The 20944-nt window shown below is 70.9% G+C and carries 18 protein-coding genes and 1 tRNA gene; 6 read left to right on the top strand and 13 right to left on the bottom strand.

Annotation, left to right across the window (positions count from 1 at the left end; genetic code table 11):
- Window positions 1-2: 2 nt before the first annotated feature.
- The 3 genes from ACQPYE_RS28750 to ACQPYE_RS28740 form a co-directional block, all read right to left on the bottom strand.
- Complete coding sequence (locus tag ACQPYE_RS28750) at window positions 3-1283, bottom strand: NAD(P)/FAD-dependent oxidoreductase (RefSeq protein WP_498715807.1); 1281 nt, start codon at window positions 1281-1283, stop codon at window positions 3-5.
- Window positions 1280-2023: an alpha/beta hydrolase gene (locus tag ACQPYE_RS28745; protein ID WP_498715805.1), complete on the bottom strand. Its 744-nt coding sequence runs from the start codon at window positions 2021-2023 to the stop codon at window positions 1280-1282. The genes ACQPYE_RS28750 and ACQPYE_RS28745 overlap by 4 nt, the downstream gene beginning before the upstream one ends.
- A 131-nt stretch (window positions 2024-2154) precedes the next feature.
- The gene (locus tag ACQPYE_RS28740; RefSeq protein ID WP_498715804.1) at window positions 2155-2823 is read right to left on the bottom strand and encodes a fasciclin domain-containing protein; all 669 of its coding nucleotides are present in this window, start codon (window positions 2821-2823) and stop codon (window positions 2155-2157) included.
- Window positions 2824-2924: 101 nt separating this feature from the next.
- Between ACQPYE_RS28740 and ACQPYE_RS28735 the strand changes: the two genes are divergently transcribed.
- Window positions 2925-3227, top strand: coding sequence for an SDR family NAD(P)-dependent oxidoreductase (locus tag ACQPYE_RS28735; protein WP_498715802.1), 303 nt, complete (start codon window positions 2925-2927; stop codon window positions 3225-3227).
- A gap of 7 nt (window positions 3228-3234) precedes the next feature.
- Here the strand turns inward: ACQPYE_RS28735 and ACQPYE_RS28730 are convergent, their stop codons facing one another.
- Entirely contained in the window at window positions 3235-5547 is a 2313-nt protein-coding gene (locus ACQPYE_RS28730; protein WP_498715801.1) for a hypothetical protein, read from the bottom strand.
- A gap of 22 nt (window positions 5548-5569) precedes the next feature.
- Window positions 5570-5641 (bottom strand) — tRNA-Arg (locus tag ACQPYE_RS28725).
- Window positions 5642-5700: 59 nt separating this feature from the next.
- Here ACQPYE_RS28725 and ACQPYE_RS28720 point away from each other — a divergent pair.
- Complete coding sequence (locus ACQPYE_RS28720; protein ID WP_498715799.1) at window positions 5701-5850, top strand: hypothetical protein; 150 nt, start codon at window positions 5701-5703, stop codon at window positions 5848-5850.
- A 95-nt stretch (window positions 5851-5945) separates the two neighbouring features.
- Here the strand turns inward: ACQPYE_RS28720 and ACQPYE_RS28715 are convergent, their stop codons facing one another.
- Window positions 5946-6794, bottom strand: coding sequence for an SDR family oxidoreductase (locus tag ACQPYE_RS28715; protein ID WP_498715798.1), 849 nt, complete (start codon window positions 6792-6794; stop codon window positions 5946-5948).
- Between the two features lie 87 nt (window positions 6795-6881).
- On the opposite strand from ACQPYE_RS28715, the gene ACQPYE_RS28710 reads away from it, so the two are divergent.
- Complete coding sequence (locus ACQPYE_RS28710) at window positions 6882-7529, top strand: TetR/AcrR family transcriptional regulator (protein ID WP_498715797.1); 648 nt, start codon at window positions 6882-6884, stop codon at window positions 7527-7529.
- 180 nt (window positions 7530-7709) lie between these two features.
- Window positions 7710-8567: a DUF4253 domain-containing protein gene (locus ACQPYE_RS28705; RefSeq protein WP_498715796.1), complete on the top strand. Its 858-nt coding sequence runs from the start codon at window positions 7710-7712 to the stop codon at window positions 8565-8567.
- Window positions 8568-8595: 28 nt separating this feature from the next.
- Here ACQPYE_RS28705 and ACQPYE_RS28700 read toward each other — a convergent pair whose 3' ends face one another.
- The 4 genes from ACQPYE_RS28700 to ACQPYE_RS28685 form a co-directional block, all read right to left on the bottom strand.
- Window positions 8596-8775 carry a hypothetical protein gene (locus ACQPYE_RS28700; RefSeq protein WP_498715794.1) on the bottom strand — a complete coding sequence of 60 codons (180 nt, stop codon included), beginning with the start codon at window positions 8773-8775 and terminating at the stop codon, window positions 8596-8598.
- Window positions 8776-8871: 96 nt separating this feature from the next.
- A complete protein-coding gene (locus tag ACQPYE_RS28695; RefSeq protein WP_498715793.1) occupies window positions 8872-9144 on the bottom strand; it encodes a GlsB/YeaQ/YmgE family stress response membrane protein in 273 nt (90 codons plus the stop codon).
- 256 nt (window positions 9145-9400) lie between these two features.
- A complete protein-coding gene (locus tag ACQPYE_RS28690; RefSeq protein ID WP_498715792.1) occupies window positions 9401-10939 on the bottom strand; it encodes a cellulase family glycosylhydrolase in 1539 nt (512 codons plus the stop codon).
- 321 nt (window positions 10940-11260) lie between these two features.
- Window positions 11261-13708: a glycoside hydrolase family 2 protein gene (locus tag ACQPYE_RS28685; RefSeq protein ID WP_498715791.1), complete on the bottom strand. Its 2448-nt coding sequence runs from the start codon at window positions 13706-13708 to the stop codon at window positions 11261-11263.
- Between the two features lie 233 nt (window positions 13709-13941).
- Here ACQPYE_RS28685 and ACQPYE_RS28680 point away from each other — a divergent pair, with 233 nt between their 5' ends.
- Window positions 13942-15624 (top strand): ABC transporter substrate-binding protein, encoded by a 1683-nt coding sequence (locus ACQPYE_RS28680; RefSeq protein WP_498723005.1) that lies wholly within the window; start codon window positions 13942-13944, stop codon window positions 15622-15624.
- A gap of 26 nt (window positions 15625-15650) precedes the next feature.
- Here the strand turns inward: ACQPYE_RS28680 and ACQPYE_RS28675 are convergent, their stop codons facing one another.
- The 3 genes from ACQPYE_RS28675 to ACQPYE_RS28665 all read right to left on the bottom strand — a co-directional run bounded on the left by ACQPYE_RS28675 (window position 15651) and on the right by ACQPYE_RS28665 (window position 20123).
- On the bottom strand, window positions 15651-16910 hold the full coding sequence (locus ACQPYE_RS28675; RefSeq protein ID WP_498715790.1) for an ROK family protein: 1260 nt from the start codon (window positions 16908-16910) through the stop codon (window positions 15651-15653).
- A 187-nt stretch (window positions 16911-17097) separates the two neighbouring features.
- Window positions 17098-17649: an EF-hand domain-containing protein gene (locus ACQPYE_RS28670; protein ID WP_498715789.1), complete on the bottom strand. Its 552-nt coding sequence runs from the start codon at window positions 17647-17649 to the stop codon at window positions 17098-17100.
- 170 nt (window positions 17650-17819) lie between these two features.
- Window positions 17820-20123: a molybdopterin-dependent oxidoreductase gene (locus tag ACQPYE_RS28665; RefSeq protein ID WP_498715788.1), complete on the bottom strand. Its 2304-nt coding sequence runs from the start codon at window positions 20121-20123 to the stop codon at window positions 17820-17822.
- A 489-nt stretch (window positions 20124-20612) separates the two neighbouring features.
- On the opposite strand from ACQPYE_RS28665, the gene ACQPYE_RS28660 reads away from it, so the two are divergent.
- On the top strand, window positions 20613-20918 hold the full coding sequence (locus ACQPYE_RS28660; protein WP_498715787.1) for a hypothetical protein: 306 nt from the start codon (window positions 20613-20615) through the stop codon (window positions 20916-20918).
- The last annotated feature ends 26 nt before the right edge of the window (window positions 20919-20944 follow it).

The following is a 20944-nucleotide window of genomic DNA, read 5'->3' as shown; positions in this document are numbered from 1 at the left end:
GGCTACCAGTCCACGCCGAGCGCGGCGGCGGCCCGCACACCCGAGGCGCAGCCGTCCTCGTGGAAGCCCCAGCCGTGGTAGGCGCCCGCGAAGGCGGTCCGGTCCGTGTTCAGCGCCGGCAGGAGGCGTTGGGCGGCGAGCGACTCGCGGGTGTGGACGGGGTGCTCGTAGGTCATCTTCGCGATCGCCGCCGACGGCGCGATCCGGTCGGTCGCGTTGAGCGTGACCAGGTAGTCCAGCGGCTCGGTCAGCCGCATGAGGCGGTTCATGTGGTAGGTGACCAGCACCTCGCCGTCGTCGGAGCGGCAGCCGGGCTTGAGGTAGTTCCACGAGGCGCGTGCCCGCGGTGACCGGGGCAGCAGTGAGGCGTCGGTGTGCAGCCACGTCTCGTTGCGCGTGTACCGGAACGCGCCCAGCGCGTCCCGTTCCGCGGTGGTCGGGTCGGCCAGCAGCGCCAGCGCCTGGTCCGGGTGGGTGGCGAGGACGACCTTGTCGACGCGGTGCACCTCGTCGGCGTCGTCGCGGATCCGCACGTCGTGCGCGGCGCGCGTGACGGCCCGCACCGGGGTGGACAGGTGCACGGCGGTCAGCTGCTTGGCCGCGCGTTCGACGTAGGTGCGGGAACCGCCGACCACGGTCTTCCACCGCGGCGAACCGGTGATCGACAGCATGCCGTGGTTGTGCAGGAACTCGAACAGGTACCGGGCCGGGTAACGCAGACTGGCCTCCTGGTCGGTCGACCACACCGCGGAGACCAGGGGCACGGCGAAGTGGTCGACGAAGTAGTCGGAGTAGCCCCCGATGGCCAGGAACGCGCCCAGGGTGACGTCCTCCGCCCTGGGGTCCCGCAGCACCCTTCGCGCCTGCCGGTGGAATGCCGTGACCTCGCCGAGCAGCCGCAGGTAGGGCGCCCGGCCGGTGTTGCCGGGTTGGGCGAACAACCCGCCCGGTCCCTTGGCCCCCGCGTACTCGAGCCCGCAGCCCTCGCAGCGCACGCTCATGGACATCTCCGTGTCCTGCGTGCGCACGTCCAGCTCGGCGAACAACCGCAGCAGGTTGGGGTAGGTCCGCTCGTTGTGGACGATGAACCCGCTGTCGACGGCGACCGTGCCGCCGTCGTCGGCCAGGACGTCGTGCGTGTGGGCGTGGCCGCCCAGACGTGGTTCGGCCTCGAAGAGCAGGACGTCGTAGCGGCGCTGGAGCAGGTACGCGGCGGTGAGGCCGGCGACGCCCGCGCCCACGACCGCGACGCGCTGTCTGAGGGAGCCTTGCGTGGTGGTCATCGGGTTCCTCTGGGCAGTGCGACGGACAACCCGCGCGGTGTGGGGGCGTTCATCGCCTCGGTGATGAGGGGATCGGGTGCGGCGTCGAGCGCGCTCAGGACGAAGCGGCGGACCAGACCGTTCCAGTCGGCCCACCGGCGCAGCATCGGGTGGCCGCTGCCGTGCACCACGAACCGGCACGTCGCGCCGGTGACGGCCTTGGCCCGCACCGCGTAGCGGTAGGAGGCGGCGGGATCGGTCCACCGGTCGAGGTCGCCGTGCGCCACCAGCAGGCTGCGGCCCCGGAGCTGGTCGACCGGCTCGCCCGGCTCGATCCACGGCGCCAGCGCGCAGACGGCCGTCACGGCGGGGTCGTCGGCGACCCGCAGCGCGGTGCGCCCACCCATCGAGTGACCGACCAGCACGACCCGGGCGTTCGGGTGGCGGTCGTGCAGCTGGGCCAGGGCCCACCGGGCGTCGTGCACGGGATCGCGGTCGGGTTCGTTCCAGCCCCGGTAGCGGTAGCGCAGCAGCCACACCGGGACCGACCTCCCGCGGGTGGCCCGGTGCAGCCCGGCGGCGATCGGCGCCATCCGGCGGTACGCGAGGTTCGCCCGACCGGCCCGTTCCCGACTGCGGGCACGACCGCCCGGCAGCACCAGGACCGCCGCGTCGGCGAACGGCTGGGGCGAGTCGCCGCTCCGGACGAGGAGCGGGCGGACTCGGGGGAGGGGGGACCCGGGGTGCGGCACGTCTCCCATTCGACGCAGTGCACCCGATCGGATGGCTGATGTGACCGGGGTCACTCAGTGTTGCCTGCGTCTGGAGGGACCCGCTCACGCGCGAAGGGCGCCGCGGCCGTGGCCGCAGCGCCCTTCGCGTGCAGTGGTGGTCAGCCGGTGGGCATCATGACCTTGTCGATGACGAAGACGGTGGCGTTGGCGGTGGGGACGTTGCCGCACAGCACCTTGGCGTCGTTGACGGTGACGTCGTCACCGGAGCCGGCGACCTTGAGCGTGCCGCCCTGGACGGTGGTCAACGTGGCGGTGGACAGGATGCCGTCCTTGTCCATGCGCTTGGGGACCACGTGGTAGGTCAGGATCGAGGTCAGCTTCGGGGTGTCGGCCAGCACGGCGTTCAGCGTGTCGGCGCCGAGGGCGTCGAAGGCGGGGTCGTAGGGCGCGAACACGGTGTAGCCGGCGTCGGTCTTGTTGAGGGTGTCGACCAGGCCCGCGGCCTTCACGGCGGCGACCAGCTTGGTGAGCAACGGGTTGTTGCTCGCGGCGGTGGCCACCGGGTCGTTGACCATGCCGTCGAGCGAGCCCTCGTTGGTCGCCTCGGCGGGCAGGCTCGCACAGCCGGCGCCGAACACGTCGCCGGTCTTGGTGACGCCGTTGCCCATCGCCTTGGTGGTGGTCGTCGTGGCGGCGGCCGCGGACGTCGTGCTCGTCGCGCTGTCGCCGGAAGCGGTGGAGGACTGTCCGCTGTCGCCGCAGGCCGCCAGCGAGAGGGCCAGGGCAGCGAAGGCGCCGATGGCGGCCAGTCGCGGGGTCTTGCGCATGGGGGATCACTCCTTTGTGGATGTCCCGGTGCCGTGCTCCCGGGTTCGTCATGAGTGGTTCGGCGCCGCCCCTGCCGCGGATTGCACCGGGCTGGTCACGGTTGGGTCACGCCACCGGCGCCGGTGGCTGCCGGTCCACTGGACGGATCCGGATCGCGCTGGTGACCGGCGCGGCGCGCGGTATCGGCGCGGCGGTGGTGGACGGGCTGGTCCGCGCGGGCGCTTCGGTCGCCGCGGTCGACGTCGACCCAAACGTGCGCCTCCGCCGAGGCGACCGGGTCACGCCCTTCGTCGCCGACGTTGCGGACGCCGAGGCGGTCGCGCGCGTGGTGGACGAGGTGGAACGCGACCTCGGGCCGGTCGGCATCGGGGTGTCGGTCGCGGGCTGCCCCCGCCTGCCGTAGATCCGGGTCAGTTGTGGCCGGAGGGGGTCAGGAGCGGGTGTGTGTTCTCGGCCCAGCCGAGGAACCGCACGGCCGTGCCGTGCCGCACGGTTCCGGTTGGCGTGAAACGGCCACCGTGGAGCACGTGCAGCAGACCTTCGACCGCCGGTTCGAGTGCGGTGCCGCGCGCCTCGCCCGCCAGCCTTTCCGCGTGGGCGAGCTGCACGGCGGGCTCGCAGAAGGCGAGCAGGAACAGGGCTTGTCGCCACGCGTACGCCGCGTTCTTCACCTGGATCAGCGCGGCGTGCCGGTGGGCCGCGCGCTGGGTCAGCCTGCGGACGATCCACCCGAACGCCTGCCACGCGAGTCCCGGCGCGCGTTCGCGCAGCTCGTCGGTCAGGTTCAGGCCGTCGACCAGCACGGCGAGGTTGTGCGTGGTCAGGATCTGGCTCTGCTCCAGCACCATGCCGTTCGCCGCGGTGGAGCCGCCGGAGGTGCCCGCCCGCTCCCGGCACAGCGCCGAGAAGTCCTCGGCGGTGTGCGTGCCCCGACGCATCCTCCTCTTGCGCGGGGGCTTGGGCCAGTCCGTCGGCAGGTCGTAGTAGTCCGCGTAGAGCGTGCCGGCCAGCAGACGGCTCGCCACCGCGCCGGCATCGCGCCATTTGGTGGTGAACGTGCCCATGAAGATGTCCGCGGCCACTTCCTCCACGAGCGGCAGCTCCAGCCCTGCCTGCTTCGCCAGCGCCCTCAGCTCGGTCACCAGCGGGTTCGGCAGCAGTGCGTGCGGGAACGCGGTGAGCGCCAGCATCGTGGTCTGCCGCAGGGCGCGATGTGCGGCCGCGGCGTTGTCCGGCTTGGGCGAGCGGCAGGGGGCGAGCGCGTCCACCCAGGGCAGCTCGGTGAACCGCACCTGGTGTTCGAGGTTGAGCAGCAGCAGGCCGCGGCGACGCCGGAACGCCGTGTAGGTCTGCTCGTGCAGCCCCGCCACGGCCGGGTCGTCGATCGCCGCGCTCAGCAGCCGTGAGGTGAGTTGCGGCAGCACGATCGCCAGCGTCTCCCCCGACGTGATCACGCCGAGGCGCACCAGCTCGTCCACCGGTGCTTCGAGCGACCGCGCCGCCTTGTGCACCAGGTGGTCCGGCATCGTCGTGCCGCAGGGGATTTCGTCGGTCGCCTCGGCTTCGGACACCTCGGCCGTCGCGACGTCGAGCGACGGCAGGCCTCCGTCCGTCGGGTACCGGTCCAGCCTGCTCGCGAGCACGCCGGCGAGTGCGGCGTGCGTCGGCGCCGCGACGGTGGCCACCTGGGTGGTGCGCCACGCGTCGCGTTGTCCGGTTCCCGGAGCGCCCCGGTGGCTCACCGTGCTCGCGATGACGCGGCGGATCCAGCCGACCTCCCGCGCGGTGAGCGCGTCGCTGCCGTCCGGGCAGGACTCCAGTGCGCTGCGCAGTCTCGCGAAGTTGCTCTTCGGGTTGGTCTGCCTGCCCGAGGGTGCGTGGGTGCGAGACGTCTCGGCGAAGTCCGCGAGCCACTCGGTCCTGGCCGCCGTCCAGTCCGCGGGCCACGTCCGGCACGGCCAGCCGCCGCGTACGGTCCCGTTCTCATCGAGGTGCGGCAGCTCGTCGTCGACGGTGCGGCACCACAGCGCGACCAGCCGGTCGTACAGCGGATCCCACACGGTCAGCGCGTCGCGCATCGTGGCGAGCTGCACCGGCACCCGCGCGGAACGCAGCGACGCGGCGGCTTCCTGCACCGGGATGAGGCGGACGGCGGCGTCCGAAGGCCGGGCGATCGGTTCGAATCGTGGCGTCAGCCGCAGCCGGTGCATCAGCGGGCGCAGTTCGGCGACCAGGTCGAGCGCCTGCTCCGGGAAACCCTTGTCCAGCAGCAACGCCACGACGGGCAGCGCCGCGTCCTCCGGCACCTCGACCCGGTAGTGCCCGCTGCGCATCGCGTCCAGCAGCTCGGCCTGACCGGCGTCGCCGAGGTACCAGGAGTTGAGCCGTTCCCGCTCGTTCCTGCCGGGCACGTCGTCCGGGAGGGAGGCGACGCGGGCCGTCTCGTCCTCGGACAGCCGCACCTCGGCCAGGTACCTGCCGGTCGCGAATCCGCCGTGCGCGACATCGAGCGTCACCCACGCCGGGGTGTCCGCGACCGGGGTGCGGGAGCCGACCGTGAGCGTGCCGTCGGCCATCCCGCTGACGACGTCCTCCCAGCGCCGCAGCTTGCGCAGCGCCCGCTCGCGGTCGGCCTCGGTACCCGCGGAGACCGCCGCGGCCAGCGCCCGCACCAGCTGACCGGTCGCGTAGCCGGACGAAGCGGTGCGGACCTGGTCGGACACTGCGGACTCCACGGTTGATCGGACATGGAGGCGGGAATCGAACCCGCGCCCTCCCCGTCCGAAGCGGGGCGATCTGCCACTGATCTACTCCATGAGGTGCGCGGATCGTATCGACCACGCACGTAGACCGCTCCCGATTTACCCCGAAGAACCATGACCGCCGACCTCCACGGCGAATCCGAGCCGATCGCGCCGAAGCTCACAGCCGACTGCACGTCCGCACATGCCGATGAGCGGATGCCCGTGACGCACGACCGAGCTCGGACCGCCGGGCAGTCGGTGGAACAGATCACCGTCGTCTGATGATCAACAGCACGATGGCCAAGACCGCATACGACAACACCGGCTTCGAACTGTCAGGCGACCGCCGGTGGGCAGGACGAACACCGTGTTGTTCGTCAGCCGCTGTAGGCGCGGGTGGCTCCCTTCGGGTAGTGGCGGCGCAGGTTGGCGGCGATGACGCGGTCGAGCGTGCGGTCGGACAGCATCCGGGTCAGGCGGGTGATCAGGGCGGCATCCCGGCCGATGGTGTAGCGGGTGCGCGGTCTGCGGATCGTCACGGCCTTCGCGATGACCCGGGCGGCGGCGTCGGCGGTCAGGCCCGAGGCGGTGCCGGAGGCCATCAACGCGTTGGTCGCCTGGACCAGGCTGCCGTAGCGCTCGTGCTGCTCCGGCGTCATCCGGGCGGCCAGGTCGTTCGCCGTCGCGATCCCGCGGGTGGCCATCTCCGTGCGGATGCCGCCGGGCTCGATCACGACCACCCGCACGCCCAGCGGCGCGACCTCCCGGCGGAGCGAGTCGCTGACCGCCTCCAGGGCGAACTTCGCGCCGGCGTACGCGCCGTACGTGGCCATGGCGACCTTGCCGCCGACCGAGCTGATGTTGATCACGCGTCCCTTGCTGCGCAGCAGCGCGGGCAGGAGCGCCTGGGTGAGGGCGACGTGGCCGAAGAGGTTGACTTCGAACACCCACCGCCACTGCGCCATCGGCAGGGCTTCGACCGGGGCGTTCACCTGGATGCCGGCGTTGTTGACGAGCGCGTGCAGCGCGCGCGGGTCGCCGGCGACCCGCGCGGCGAGTGCTTCCACCTGCTCGGACTCGGTGATGTCGAGGATGATCGGCTCGACGCCGGTCGATCGGATGGCGTCGGCGTCGCGGTCGCGTCGCACGCCGGCCAGGACGTGGAATCCCCGGCGGGCCAGTTCGCGGGCGGCTGACGCGCCCATGCCCGTGGAGGCTCCGGTCACGACGACCAGCTTCCGGTTTTCAGATGACGTTGTCACCTTGGCGACGCTACCAGTTCAGATGACAACGTCAACTGTATGATGGGCGTCATGGTCACCCGTGCGGAGTCCGCCGCCGCCACCCGCCGCGCCCTGCTCGACGCGGCCGCCGAACTCCTCGACCTCGGCGGGCCCGAAGCGGTCACCTTGCGCGAGGTGGGCGCGCGGGCAGGCGTGACGCGGGGAGCGCCGTACCGGCACTTCGCGGGCAAGGACAGCCTGCTGACCGCCGTCGCGACCGAAAGCTGGGAACGGATCGGCGACCGGGTGCACGCCCTGCGGAACGACCCGGCCCTGTCGGCCTCCGAGAAGCTGCGTGGCGCTCTCCGCGCCCTCATCGGCGTCGGCCGGGACCAGCCGCACCTCTACCAGATGTTGTTCAGGCAACGCGGAGACCGTCCTGGAGAACGCGGTGAAGGCTTCGAGCGCGTCCGGCTCCAGCTCTGCGGACCGGAGGGCGACCCGGCTGCGGCCGTTCGCGCGGCCGGACGCTTCCAGGACGAGTTCCTGGCCATTGTCGCCACCCTCGTGGGGGAGCGGAACGCACCGCACTACGGCGCCCTGCTGCTCAGCAGCGCCCACGGCATCGCGGGCATGGAGCTCAGCGGCCACCTCGTCCCGGACAAGTGGCACACCACCGCCGACGAGCTCGTCGACACCCTCGTCCGCATGGTCGCGGACGCCGGCGAAACGACGTAGCGACGCCCTGTCCCCGCACTCGGGTCAGCGGCCCTCCTGGCCGATACCGTGACATTTGTTGCGCTGATTTCCCCATCCAGCGAACGTCTGCTGATGCGGTTGGCAGCGATCCGGCCGGGTCGTTCGCCCTGGTGGGCGACATGGGGCCCGGTTGTCGATCTTTGGGCCTACGATCCCGTCATGATCTCCGAACCGCCGCTGCCCGCCGACCTGCGGGCGCTGTTCGTCGACGGGGCCGATGCCGGTCGGTCGCTGTCGGTTCCGCTGCCGCCGGGCCGTCCGGTCGTCCCGGAGGAGGAGGACGGCGGGCGGCCCGCGTTCTGGCTCGGTGACGGGCCCGCGCCGGCCGGGCTGTGGCCGCGGTTGCGTGCCGAGCACGCCCGGTCGGGGTTGTGGCCGCTGCTGTTGGACTCCCTGGACGACGAGGACGAGGAGTACCGGCCGTGGGCGAACGGCGAGGTGCTGCCCGGTGACATGTCCTCGCCGGGCGGGCACGACCCGGAGGCGTTGCTGGCGCGCTGGTGGGCCTGGAACACCGACGACGATCCCGACGACTCGCTGACCCCGGCCGAACGCTCGGCCGTCACCGCGCCGTTCGGGCGCACCTGGCCCGGGTCGGCGTCCACTCCGCCGCTCGACGCGGACCCGGACCGCATCGCCGACGGACTCGCCGGGCAGCTCCTGGCGGGTCATCCGTCACTGCGCCTGGGCCTGGTGGCGGCCGGGCGAGGCGCGGACGCGCTGACCGCGGCCGGCTGGACCGGCCCGACGAACCACATCGGCGACACCGCCGAGGTCTCCGCGGTGCTGCGCGGTTGGGAAGACCGGTTCGGCGCGCGGGTCGTCGGCGTCGGGTTCGCCACGCTCGTGCTGAGCGTCGCCGCACCACCCCGCACCCGCGAGAGCGCGTTGGCCATCGCCGCCGAGCACTTCGCCCTCTGCCCGGACAACGTCTGGCAGGGCGAGGCCCCCCACACGCTCGCCGCCTACGCCGACCGACTCGTGAACGACCACTCCTGGACGTTCTGGTGGGACTGACAGCCACCACGACCGCGCACCGACCGAGTCACACCGAGTAGGGGTGGACCTCGACCCATGAGCCGGCCATGCCTTCGGGCAGCGCGTCGACGTGACCGAGGATGGTCGACGCGCCGGCCAACTCCAACTGCGCGAACGCCGTCGCCCGCGCAGTTTCTTCAAGGACCAGTCGGCCCCGGAAGAAGACTCCGCGCTCGTTCTGGCACAAACGCGGTTCCTCCGGTCGACGTGGTGACGGCGGTGTCGGACGAGCAGCGGGCCCGCCGGCTGTGTGCCGGCGGGCCCGTGTGCTGTGGTGGGGGTGTCAGCTGTGTGCGCGGTGGCCTCGGCTGGTGACGACGTGGTAGATGCCGAGCACGACCAGCGAGCCGAGGATGGCGAGCAGCCAGGTGCTCAGGTCGAAGAAGCTGCCGATGTCGGAGCCGAAGATCGCGCGTCCGATGAAGCCGCCGATGATGGCGCCGACGATGCCGAGCAGCATGGTGATGACGATGCCGCCGGGGTCCTTGCCGGGCATGATCGCCTTCGCGATGGCGCCGGCGATGAGGCCCAGAACGATCCAACCCAGGATGCCCACAGTAGCTTCCTTGTCCTCGTGCCACGCCGTCTTCCTGACGCGGCGTGATCGTTACAGGCACCGGGTTGCCCAACTCGCACCGATTTCACACCTCCGGAGGACATTTTCGCGATGCGGCCGATGCCCGACCCCCGGTCGAGGAAGCCGGTCGGGATGAGGTGGCGGAGCCCGCACGCCGAGCCGCCCCGGCCGGGGTCGTGTTCGGACCGGCGGCCGGGGCGGCTCGGCGTGCGGGTGGAGCTGTGCGGGTGATCGGTCAGCGGGTCGAGTAGGGGTCCTGGGTGAGCAGGTGGGCCTTGTAGCCTTCGCCGACGCCGGGCTCGGGCGTGCCGTTCCAGTCCTTGATGAGCACGGCGCCGGTGCTGCAACCCCAGGGGTTCCAGGTCCACGGGAGGTAGCCGATGTGGTGGGCGTCGGCCCAGTCCGCCACCCGCTGCATGTAGTCGAAGCCGCAGTCGTCCTGGCCGAACTCGCCGAGCACGACCGGGACCTGCGCCGCGAGCGGGGCGATCTGGCTGTCCCAGCAGGATTCCGTGGCGCAGGCGTTGAAGCTGTAGGCGTGCCACGAGGCGGCGATGTTGTTCTGCGGGTCGACCGGCTTGTGGTTCAGCCACTCGCGCATGTCGTTGGCCCACTCCAGACCGCCCAGCATCAGCACGTTGGTCGCGCCGGTGGACCGCACCGCGTCGACCAGGTCCTGCATCCCGGCGACCTCGTAGGGGATGCCGGTGCAGGTGCCGCCGTCGCGCCAGCACTGCCAGCCCAGGGTCTTGTCCCAGTCGGCGGCCATCTCCGGGTAGGGCTCGTTGAACAGGTCGAAGACGACGGCGTCGTTGCCCTTGAACGTGTTCGCGACGCCGGTCCAGAACTGCGGGGAGTACTTCGCGTCGGGCATCGGCTTCTGGCACACCGCGTGCTCGTCCTTGCAGTGCCAGTCCGGGCTGTTCGTGTAGGCGCCCCAGGTCCAGTGCAGGTCGAGGATCACGTTGATGCCGTTGCGCACCAGCAGGTCCACGTAGTCCTTGACGTGCTGCTGGTAGACGGCGCCGCCGGGCGAGCCGTACACGCCCAGCCAGCACTCCTCGTTCAACGGGACCCGCACCGCGTGGATGTTCCAGGTCTTCATCGCGTCCACCGACGCCTGGTCCACCGGACCGCCGTCCCACATGCCCTTGCCCTGCACGCAGGCGAACTCACCACTGGAGCGGTCCACTCCCAGCAGCCGGTACGGCGCGCCCGCCGCGGTGACCAGCGTGTTGCCCGACACCCGCAACTCCGGCGCCGCACCGTCGACCGGCGGAGTCGTGGTGGTCGTCGTGGTCGTGGTCGTGGTGGTGGTGGTCGTCGGGTCGACACCGGTGCACGCCGCACCGTTGACGGCGAAGTCCGCAGGCTTGGCGTTGGCGCCGCTGTAGGCGAAGTTCGCCCCCGCCGAGACGCTGCCGTTCGGGGCGATGGTGCCGTTCCACCCCAAGTTGGTCACGGTGACCTTCTTGCCCGCCTGCGACCAGCCGCCGTTCCAGCCGTGCTGCAAGGTCTGGTTGCCGGCGTAGGAATAGGTCAGCGACCAACCGCTGACCGGCGACGAGCCGAGGTTGGCGACCTTCACCGTGGCGGTGAACCCGCTGCCCCAGTCGTTGGTCGTGTAGTCGACCCGGCACGCGAACGCCGCCGCCGCGCTCGCGTCACTCGCCCACGACCCGCCCGCCGCCGCCATCAGGGCCGTGCCCGCGATGGACACCACAGCGCCCAACGCGGCCAGCGCGGTACGGCGCTTCCTGACTCTTCCCGACATCAGCACTCCTTTGTGCGAGTAACAGCCCAGTCCTGCCCTGTCGTCCGGGAATCAGTTGACAGGTGAGGAGGGGGCCACCTGATTGAGAGTGGGTCGCTCCGGTCGAAGTGCCCAGGTAGAGCGACCTGGGAGCGTTCCCAGAAAGGACGGTAGCGAAAATTCCGGGAAACTTGAAGACCTCTGTGCGAAACGGTCTGCGGGCAGCGCTTCGCCAATTCGCGCGCGATGGCGTCCGGAAAACAAGTCGTCAAATTCCCGGAGCCGTGGCCGATTCATGATGTCGGCCATCGGCTCCGGGCTTCGGCGTGATCGACCGCCCTTTCAGCGCGGCGGTGGCATCGGGTTCACGGCATGGCGGAGCACGCGCGGGTGCAGCAACACGGACGGTTCGGGCAGCTTCTGCGACGTGCGCACGAGGAAGCGGTGCGATTCGCCGGCGGTCAGCGAGATGAGCATGTCGTCGACGACCGCGTCAGCAGCCACCTTGTCGACCAGGAGGCCGAGGTCGCGGACGTACGAGGTGGCCCGCACGTCGACGCGGTACCCCCCTGCCACGGGTGTGACGTCGGCGGTGAACGGCGTGGGGTGGTAGCGGAGGTCGAGGTCTTCGAGGAACAGGTGGTGGGTGCGGACGCCGTCGGCCGCGGCGATCAGCACCTCGCTCGTCGGGTCCTCGGGTTCGAGGAGGTGACCGGCCAGTTCCAGCCGGGCGGTGGATCGGGGCGGCACGTCGAGCTTCAGTTCGGCGGCGGCCAGCACCTCGCCGCCGAAGTCCTGCCGGGTCACGCTCACCGCGCCCGTCCAGGGGTAGTCGTGGTCGTTGACCGCGACCAGGGTGGGGCGTCCTGCGCGGGGTTGAACGGTCAGCAGGCGTGGCGCGAAGGCGTGCTTGAGGGCGTAGTAGAGGGGTTTGGGGCGTTCGTCGCTGTCGATGGCGGCCCAGGAGGTGACCGGCCAGCAGTCGTTGAGCTGCCAGACCAGGGCTCCGGCGGTGCGTGGCCACCAGGAGCGGTAGTGCTCGACGCCGAAGGCCACCGCGCGGGCCTGGTTGAGCTGGGTCGCCCAGTGCCACTGCTCGAAGTCGGTCGGGGCCGGCAGGTGGGGCGCCAGGCCGCGGTCCAGCTTGCCGTTGCCGTCCTCGGCTTTCTGGTGCAGCAGGAACGCGGGGGAGGTGGTGGTCAGCGGCTGGTCGTGGATCCAGCGGGTGAGGGTGGTCCAGGTGGGTGGCCCCTGGAAGCCGAACTCGGCGCTGAACCGGGGGACGTGGTCGCGGTAGTGGGTGTAGTCCAGGGCGTTCCAGACGTCCCAGTCGTGGCGGGTGCCGTGGTGGGCGTCGTTGGGTGGCAGGTCGCCGGGGCTGTACGGGCTGCCCGGTGCGTACGGGCGGGTGGGGTCGAGTTCTCCGACGATCTCGGGCAGCAGGTCGTGGTAGTAGCCGGCGCCCCAGGTCCGTCCTCCCAGGTTGTCGCGCCACCCCGCCCAGTCGGTGTGAGCGGGGAGGTTCTCGTTGTTGCCGTTCCACAGCACCAGCGACGGGTGGGCGACCAGGCGGGTGACGTTCTCCCGGGCCTCGGCCTCGACCTCCCCGCGCAGCGGTTCCTCCTCGGCGTAGAAGGCGCACGCGAAGGGGAAGTCCTGCCACACCATCACGCCGCGTTCGTCGCAGACGTCGTAGAAGTCGTCGGTCTCGTAGATGCCACCGCCCCAGACCCGCAGCATGTTCATGTTCGCCTCGACGGCCTGGTCGACCCGCCGGACGAGCCGCTCCCGGGTGACCCGGGTGAGGAAGTGGTCGTCGGGGATCCAGTTGGCGCCCTTGGCGAACACGCGCTTGCCGTTGACGACGAAGACGAACGGCGTGCCGTGCTCGTCCGGCTCGGTGTCCACGGTGACGGTGCGGAACCCGATCCGACGCTCGACGGCGTCCACCTGCCGGCCATCGACCAGCAGCGCGACGGTCAGGTCGTAGAGCGGTTGGTCGCCGTAGCCGGCCGGCCACCACAACCGGGCGTCCGGCACGAGCACGGTGACGTGCGCGCGATCACCGGTGACGGCCAGGGCTTCCGCGCGCTCGCCGACCTTGACCAGCGCGGTGTAGTCGCGGTCCGCGGCGCGCTCCAGTGCCAGGTGCACGTCGACGCGGCCGGTGCCGTCGGCGTCGACGGTGACGAGCGGGCGCACCTGCGCCAGGCGTGCGGTGTCCCAGCGTTCCAGCCGCACGGGTTTCCACAGGCCGGCGGTCTGCAGGTCGGGTCCCCAGTCCCAGCCGAAGGAGCAGGCCATCTTGCGGATCGCGTTGTACGGGTGCGGGTACGCCCGCTGACGCCACCCGAGCCCGGCCTCCGCCCGCTCGGCGTGGGTGAGGGCGGACCACAACGTCACTGCCAGGTCGTTGTCGCCGTCGCGCAGAGATCGCCCGACGTCGAAGCGGTGGCCGCGGTGCATGTTGGCGGTGTGGCCGAGCACCTCGCCGTTCAGCTCGACGGTGGCGACGGTGTCGATGCCGTCGAAGACCAGCTCCACCCGTTCACCGGCCCGCGCCGCCTCCGCCCGGAACGTCGTCGAGTACCGCCAGTCGACCCGGTGCATCCAGGTCAGCGCCGCCTCGTTGCGGTCCGCGTACGGGTCCGGGATGAGGCCCGCGGCCAGCAGGTCGAGGTGGGTACTGCCGGGGACCCGCGCGGGCACGTCCCGGTCGGCCAGGTCGGCCGGTACCGGGCCTCCGACCGCGCGCAGCCGCCAGCCGTCGTGCAGGTCCGAGTGCGTCATGGCGGCCCTCTTCCTCGGTGGTCGACGCGGGGACGAAGCGCATCGAGATGGTTACTCAGGCAGACGAAGTAAGTCAACACCTTGACGCAGAGCTGCCAAGAACCGGCGAGGGCTTGCGCGTCGATCAGCGAACTTGCCCTGTTGACGCCTTAGTTAGATGACCTAATAATGGCCCGGCGCAGGGCGGATGTCGTGACGCGTCCCGCGGACCGCACGTCAAGGAGGACGTCGTGATGATGTCGAGAAGCCCCAGCGCGCGTGTGCGCGCCGCGACCGCCCTGCTCGCCGCGGCGGTCGTGGCCGCGGGGTGCGGACCATCGGGCACGTCGGCCGGGGCCGAGGGCTCCACCTTGGTGACGTACAGCGGCCAGTCCGGGGACTACCAGATCAACTTCAACCCGTTCGCGCCGACCAGCATCGGCGGCGCGGGAACGATCTTCCAGACCCTGTTCTTCTACAACGTCCTCCGCGACGCGGACCCGGCACCGAGGCTGGGCGCCGAGTTCGCCTGGAACGAGGACGGCACGCGGCTGTCCATCACCCTTCGGGACGGCGTGACCTGGTCCGACGGCGAGGAGTTCACCGCCGCCGACGTCGTGTTCACCCTCGACATGATCGCCAGGAACAAGGGCATGAACAACACCGGCTACGCCGGACGCGCCGAGGCGACCGACGACACGCACGTGAGGATCACGTTCGACCGGCCGTCGTTCCTGGACGGCCCGTCCGTGCTCGGCCGGACCTACATCGTGCCCGAGCACAAGTGGAAGGGCATCGCCGATCCGGCGGTCGCCGTGGTGGAGGACCCGATCGGCACCGGCCCGTACCTGCTGGAGGAGTTCAAGCCGCAGGCGTTCACGGTCAAGGCCAACCCGACCTACTGGGGCGGTGAGCCCGCCGTCAAGAAGGTCCGCTCCCTGTCGCTGTCCGGCAACCAGGCCGGCGTCGCCGCGCTCAAGGCGGGCCAGGTCGACTGGCAGACCGGGCCGGTGCCGGAGATCGGCGACGTCGCGAAGACCTACCCCGGCTACCAGGCCACCGTCACCCACGCCAACCAGATCGCCCTGGTCACGTGCGGCAACGCCGCCCTGGGCTGCCAGGGACCCCAGACGGACCCGGCCGTGCGCCAGGCGATCTACCACGCCATCGACCGGACCCAGACCAACGCGCTGGCGTTCGAGAACACCGGCAGCGACATCTCACCGAGCTTCCTGCTGCCGGGACGCGACGACGCCCTCCTCTCCGACCGGCTCCGGAACCGGACCGCCCCGACGCGCCCGGACCTGGACGCCGCCCGGCAGGTAATGGAGAGCGCCGGCTACGCCAAGGGCCCCGACGGCATCTACGCCAAGGACGGCGCACCGGTGTCGTTGACGCTGAGCGTCGTCGCCGGCTGGACCGACTACATCACCGCGGTGGACACGATGGGCCAGCAGCTGCGGCAGGCCGGGATCAAGCTCACCGCGCAGCAGGTGTCCTGGAACGAGTTCGTCGACGCCAAGGACCGCGGCGCGTTCCAGCTCATCATCGACTCGCTCTACCAGGGCCCCGCGCCGGACCCGTACTACCTCTACAACTACTTCTACAGCACCGCGCAGACCGCCGCGGTGGGCACCAAGCCCGGCCCGAACGTCAGCCGGTTCTCCGACCCGCGGGTCGACCAGGCCCTCGACGCGCTCAAGCTCCTCGACCCCGCCGACACCGCCGCCCGGCAACCCCACCTGGACACGATCCAGACCCGCGTCGAGCAGGCGATGCCCTACATCCCGGTGCTGACCCAGGGCACGATCAGCGTCTACCACGACGCGAAGTTCACCGGCTGGCCGAAGGACGGCGACCTGTACGCCTCACCGGCGGTCTGGGCGCACCCCGACAACGCGGAAGTCCTCCTGCGCCTGCGCCCCACGGGGAAGTGACCCCGGCATCAACCTCGCACGAAGGGTCACGGTGCCTCGACTGCGCCGGCGGCCACCGGCCGTGCCCCGTCCTCGGCGCGGCCGGTGCCCAGGATCAGCTCGCTCTGCAGGACGAGGACCGCACCGCCGATCGCCGCCGCGTCCGACCCGTTGACCGACGGCACCACCCGGACCGAGTGCGCCTCGCGGGCGAACAACCGGCGGTCCAGCTCCTGCTGGATCACCGCCTGGTAGATCGAGCCCGCCACCGCGAAGCTCTGCCCGGCCAGGACGATCGTGTCCAGGTCGAACAGGACCGCCACGGTGACCGCGGCGTGGCCGAGGTAGCGCGCCGACCGCTCGACCAGCTCACGGGCCTCGGGATCACCGGCGTTCGCGGCGGCGGCGATCCGCGCGAACTCGGTCAGGAAGTCGTCGGCGGCCGGGTCGAGCGCCAGCCGCCGGGCGAGGTCCGGCATCGCCAGCGCCTGCCGGACCAGGGCCGACGGGCCGGCGTAGTTCTCCAGGCACCCGACGTTGCCGCACGGGCATTCCTCGCCGTTGACGTCGATGGAGATGTGGCCGATCTCCGCGCTGTTGGATGAGCTGCCCCGGTACACCTCGCCGGCGACCACCACCCCGCCGCCGATGCCGGTGGCCATGTAGAAGCAGCCGTAGGTGCTGTGCGGGTCCACCGCACCCATCCAGTACTCGCCGATGGCCGCCGCCGCGGCGTCGTTGTCCAGCAGCACGGGCAGGCCCAGGCTCTCCGCCAGGCGCGGCGCGACGGGGTAGCCGTACCAGTCCTCGGTGGGCTGCGGTGTCAGCAGCACGCCCGCGCCCCGGTCCTGCGGGCCGTAGCTGACCAGGCCGACCCCGAGCACCTTCTCCCGGTCGATGCCCGCCGTCGTCAGCAGGGCGTCCACCCGGGACGCCACCAGCGGCAACGCCTGCTCCGGCGGCATCGACTCCACGCCGTGGAACGAGGTCCGTGCCACCGGCCGGCCGGCCAGGTCCACCACCACGATCACGCACGCGTTGCGTTCGAGCTGCACCCCCACCCCGTAGCGGGCAGGCGGGTTGAGCTGGACCATCGTGCGCGGCTTGCCACCCGTCGGCGCACCCCGGCCGGCCTCCACGACCAGCCCGTCGCCCAACAGCTCGCGCACCACCTCGGAGATCGTCGCCCCGGTGAGACCGGTCGCCGTCGCGAGCTCCACCCGGCTGATCGAGCGCGCCGCCCTGATCACGTCCAGGACCACGCCCCGCGTCTTCGGCCGGCTCGCCCACACCGGGCTCCTCGCCACGATCCCTCCTCCGCCGCACCCTTTCGCCAGGCTACTTCACTTAACCCTTCCCCGACCCACCGGGGCGGCCACCACCACTGCCTCTGGTTGCCGCCTACCAGCGCATTCGGTTTCGGAGGGAACCTGATGAAGCCCTCACCTGACCACCGCCGCCGGCCCAGCGGGAGGCGGTGGTCGGGCGGTACGACTAGCCGGCGATCCTGCCGAACAGGTGGGTGGCGGGGGCGTCCGGGTTGTCGCCGTAGAAGAACTCCGCCAGCGCCTGGTGGAACTCGTCGCGGCTCAGCCCGCCCGAGCCGTCCACGTCCAACGCGTCGAAGACCGCGGCGCAGTCCTCCGGGGACACGTTGCCCGCCAGGCCGAAGATCTCCCCGAACTCCGCCTGGTCGACCCTGTCGTCGCCGTCGAGGTCGATCAGGTCGAAGTAGCAGTCGCCCACCGGTCCGACCTGGTGGGGGTAGAGGGTGGGGTCGGCCAGCGCCTGCCGGAACCCCTCGGTCATCTCCCGCAGGTCGACCTTCCCGTCACCGTCCTGGTCCATCGGCGCGATCACGGAGGCCCAGAACGCGTCCAACCCGTCGGTGAGCCGGCGGGCGGTCTCGGACTCCGACGCGTCACCGCGGGCCGCGATGTAGCGCTCGCCCATCAACCGGACGTCCTCGCGGGTGATCACCCCGTCACCGTCGACGTCCGCACCCTTGAACCACTGGCGGTACTTGAGATCCCGAACTCCATTCATGACCGCGCAACGTAGTCGGATGATCACGGTCTACCCGGTCGGCGCGCCACCGGAGAGATCGAATCACTCGTTCGGGTGACGTCGCCATCGCCCACGCGGTAGGCGGCGTCCGGCTTCACCGACGACCGGGTGCGGCCGGTCGTGGACGGTGTAGCCGGACGCGGTGGACGTCAACCGGGTGGCACGAGGCTTGGTGGTGCGAAGGCGAGCACATCGGGAAGGGGGCCGTCGTAGGGCTCGACCTCGACCAGCGCGCTGAGGGCACTCGGTCCTTGGGACAGGCGCGAGCACGGCCGATCCGCGGTGAGGACGTTCGGGTTGCCGTGGCGGTCCAACGTCCCGCTCAGGCCCGGCTGGACCGGATCCCACCACGCTCCCGTGGACAGCTGCACGATGCCCGGCATGAGGTCGTCCGACAGGATCGCGCCCGCGAGGCAGCTGCCCCGGTCGTTGTGGACGCGCACCACCATGCCGCTCTCGATGCCGCGCGCCGCGGCGTCCGACCGGTTGATCGTCACCGGCTCACGGCCGCGGATCTTCGAACCGAGGCTGTGGTCACCGTTGTCGTACTGGCTGTGCAGGCGTGAGGCGGGCTGGTTCGAGATCAGGTGCAGCGGGAACCGGTCCGCCAGGTCGGCCCGGAGCCACTCCGCCGGTTCGAACCACTTCGGGTGCCCGGCGCAGTCGTCGTAGCCGAACGAGTCGATCTCCTCGGAGAAGACCTCGATCCGGCCCGACGGCGTCGACAGGGGGAACCGCCCCGGGTCCGCGCGGAGGGCCTCGAAACTGCCGGGGAACGGTCCGGTCAGCGGCGGCAGCTCGGCGGTGGAGCCCTGCCAGAAGTCGTCGAAAGCCGGCAAGGCGGCCTCGCCGCCGAGCTCGGTCCTCGTCTGCTCGTAGAGGTGCCGGACCCAGTCGATCTCGGAGCGCGACTCGGTGAACTCCCGCTCGAACCCGAGCCGGGAGGCCAAGGCGGCGAAGATCCGGTGGTCGGTGCGCGACTCGCCCGCCGGTTCGCGGACCTTCGGCATCGCGACGAGGTGGGGGTCGGAGAACCCGGCGGCGAAGTCGTCGCGCTCCAGGGTGGTGGCGACGGGGAGGACGATGTCCGCGAACTTGGCCGTCGTGTTCCACCAGGCTTCGTGCACCACCACCGTGTCCGGGGTCTGCCAGGCGCGGGTCAGCCGGTGGAGGTCCTGGTGGTGGTGGAACGGGTTGCCCCCGCACCAGTAGACGAGGCGGAGCTCGGGCAACGTGAGGCGCTTGCCGTCGTAGTCGATGACCTCGCCCGGGTTCAGCAGGGTGTCGGCGATCCTCGCGACGGGGATGAAGTCCGGAACCGGGTTGGGAACCGCCGGTACCGACGCCACGAAGGCGCGGCCTTCCGCCACGCCCGTCGCGTCCATCGTCGCGTAGCCCGCGCCCCAGCCGCCTCCGGGCCGACCCATCGAGCCCGCCATGGCGGCCAGCACGACGGACATCCAGATCGGCTGTTCACCGTGGTCTGCCCGTTGCACCGCGTAGTTGACCATGATGAGCGACCGTTGGGTGGTGAGGCGGCGGGCGAGGTCGGTGATCACCTCGCGGCTGATGCCCGTGATCGCCTCCGCCCAGGCGGCGTCCTTCCGGATGCCGTCGAGCTCGCCGAGCAGGTAGGAGGCGAAGCGGTCGAACCCGACGCAGCACCGGCGGAGGAAGTCCTCGTCGTGCCAGCCGTTGACCAGCATCGTGTGCGCGATGCCGAGCATCGCGGCGGTGTCGGTGTTGGGGACGACGGGCAGCCACTCGGCGTCGAGGAAACCAGCGACGTCGCTGCGGATGGGGCTGATGTTCACGAACCGCACGCCGGCCTCGTGGCACCGGCGTTGCCAATCCCGCGTCTGGTGCCTGGCCAGCCCGCCGGGGTTGATCTGGCTGTTCTTGAGGGCCAGCCCGCCGAACGCCACCACGAACTCGCAGTTCTCGGCTATCTCGTCCCACATCGGCATCCGGCTCTGGTAGCTCCACGGGTGACCGCCGATCACGTGGGGGAGGATGACCTCCAGAGCCGCGGTGCTGTAGGTATTGCGCGAGTCGGTGTATCCCCCGCCCAGCGACAGGAACCGCTGGAGTTGACCCTGCGCGTTGTGGAACCTGCCCGCGCTCGCCCAACCGTAGGACCCGCCGAACACCGCGCTGTCCCCGTGCTGTGCGCGAACCCGACGGAGCTCATCGCTCACCAGCGTGATCGCGTGGTCCCAGCTCACCTCCACGAAGGCGTCCGTGCCCCTGGCCGTGCCGTGGGCGCGCGGCTCGCCGTTCAGCCAGCCCTTGCGCACCGCGGGGCGCAACACGCGAGCGCTGTCGTCGGCGGCCGTCACCATCCCGGGGCCGATGGGCGATGGCGCCGGGTCGTCGTGCCTCGGCTCGATCCGCGTTAATCGACCGGAATCGACCACGGCGACGTAACTGCCCCAGTGCGTCGCAACCGACATGCGCCGTTCCATAGTGCATCAACTCCGCCTCTGCGGTTTCCACCCACGGTAGTCCCGGTCGAGGCGGGGCAGAAGGGATCAGCCCACTTCCGAATCCGGTGCATCCGCTGAATGGACGTGCAGGTGGCCGGAGGTGCTCGGTTCAACTGATTGAATGGAGTACTGGCAAGCCTTCCCGATCTGATTTGTGCGGAAAGTGTGCTACCCGGTGTCGTTGTCAACGTTCGGACGGGCATCTCATCGGGTGGTGTGTGGTGTTGAACCAGGACCCGTGCTGGGGAGTGACTGAGGGGGTGTCGCCGGGTGGCCTCGCTCAGTCACGTTTAGCGGTCCGGCACCCACTCGGACGGTTGGCTGTCCTCATGCGGTCAGGTGGGATCCGCGCTGGTGAGGTGGTGGATGGCCGGCGGGCTTGCTGTGCTGGGGCGGGGATGTCCGGTGACGAGCCGGGCTTGCCCGAGCAGTAATCACCACGAGCAAGGAGGAACAGTGACCACGTACCGGTTGATCCGTCGAGCCGCCGTGCTGGGTGCAACGCTCGCACTGGCCGTAGCCGCGCCGATGTCCGCGTCGGCCCACAGCGCGAACGACCCCGACGTCTTCGTCTGCGCAGAGGTGGATGAGGACGACCTGCCGACCGTGACGGCCGACGAGTGTGGGGACTGGACGTCTCCCGTCATCATTCCGGACCCGTTCATCATCCAACCCGAGTACGCCCGCTGGCACTACGAGTGCGAGAACGGTCATGCCGCCGGGACGTCCGTCACGGGGTACGAGTGCCGACGAGAGTTCTGATCGAACCAAGCCTGCGTGCGCAGCGG

Origin of the sequence: Actinosynnema sp. CA-299493 (assembly GCF_050946825.1) — a bacterium.
GTDB lineage: Bacteria > Actinomycetota > Actinomycetes > Mycobacteriales > Pseudonocardiaceae > Actinosynnema.
This window is presented reverse-complemented; position numbering and strand designations above follow the sequence as displayed.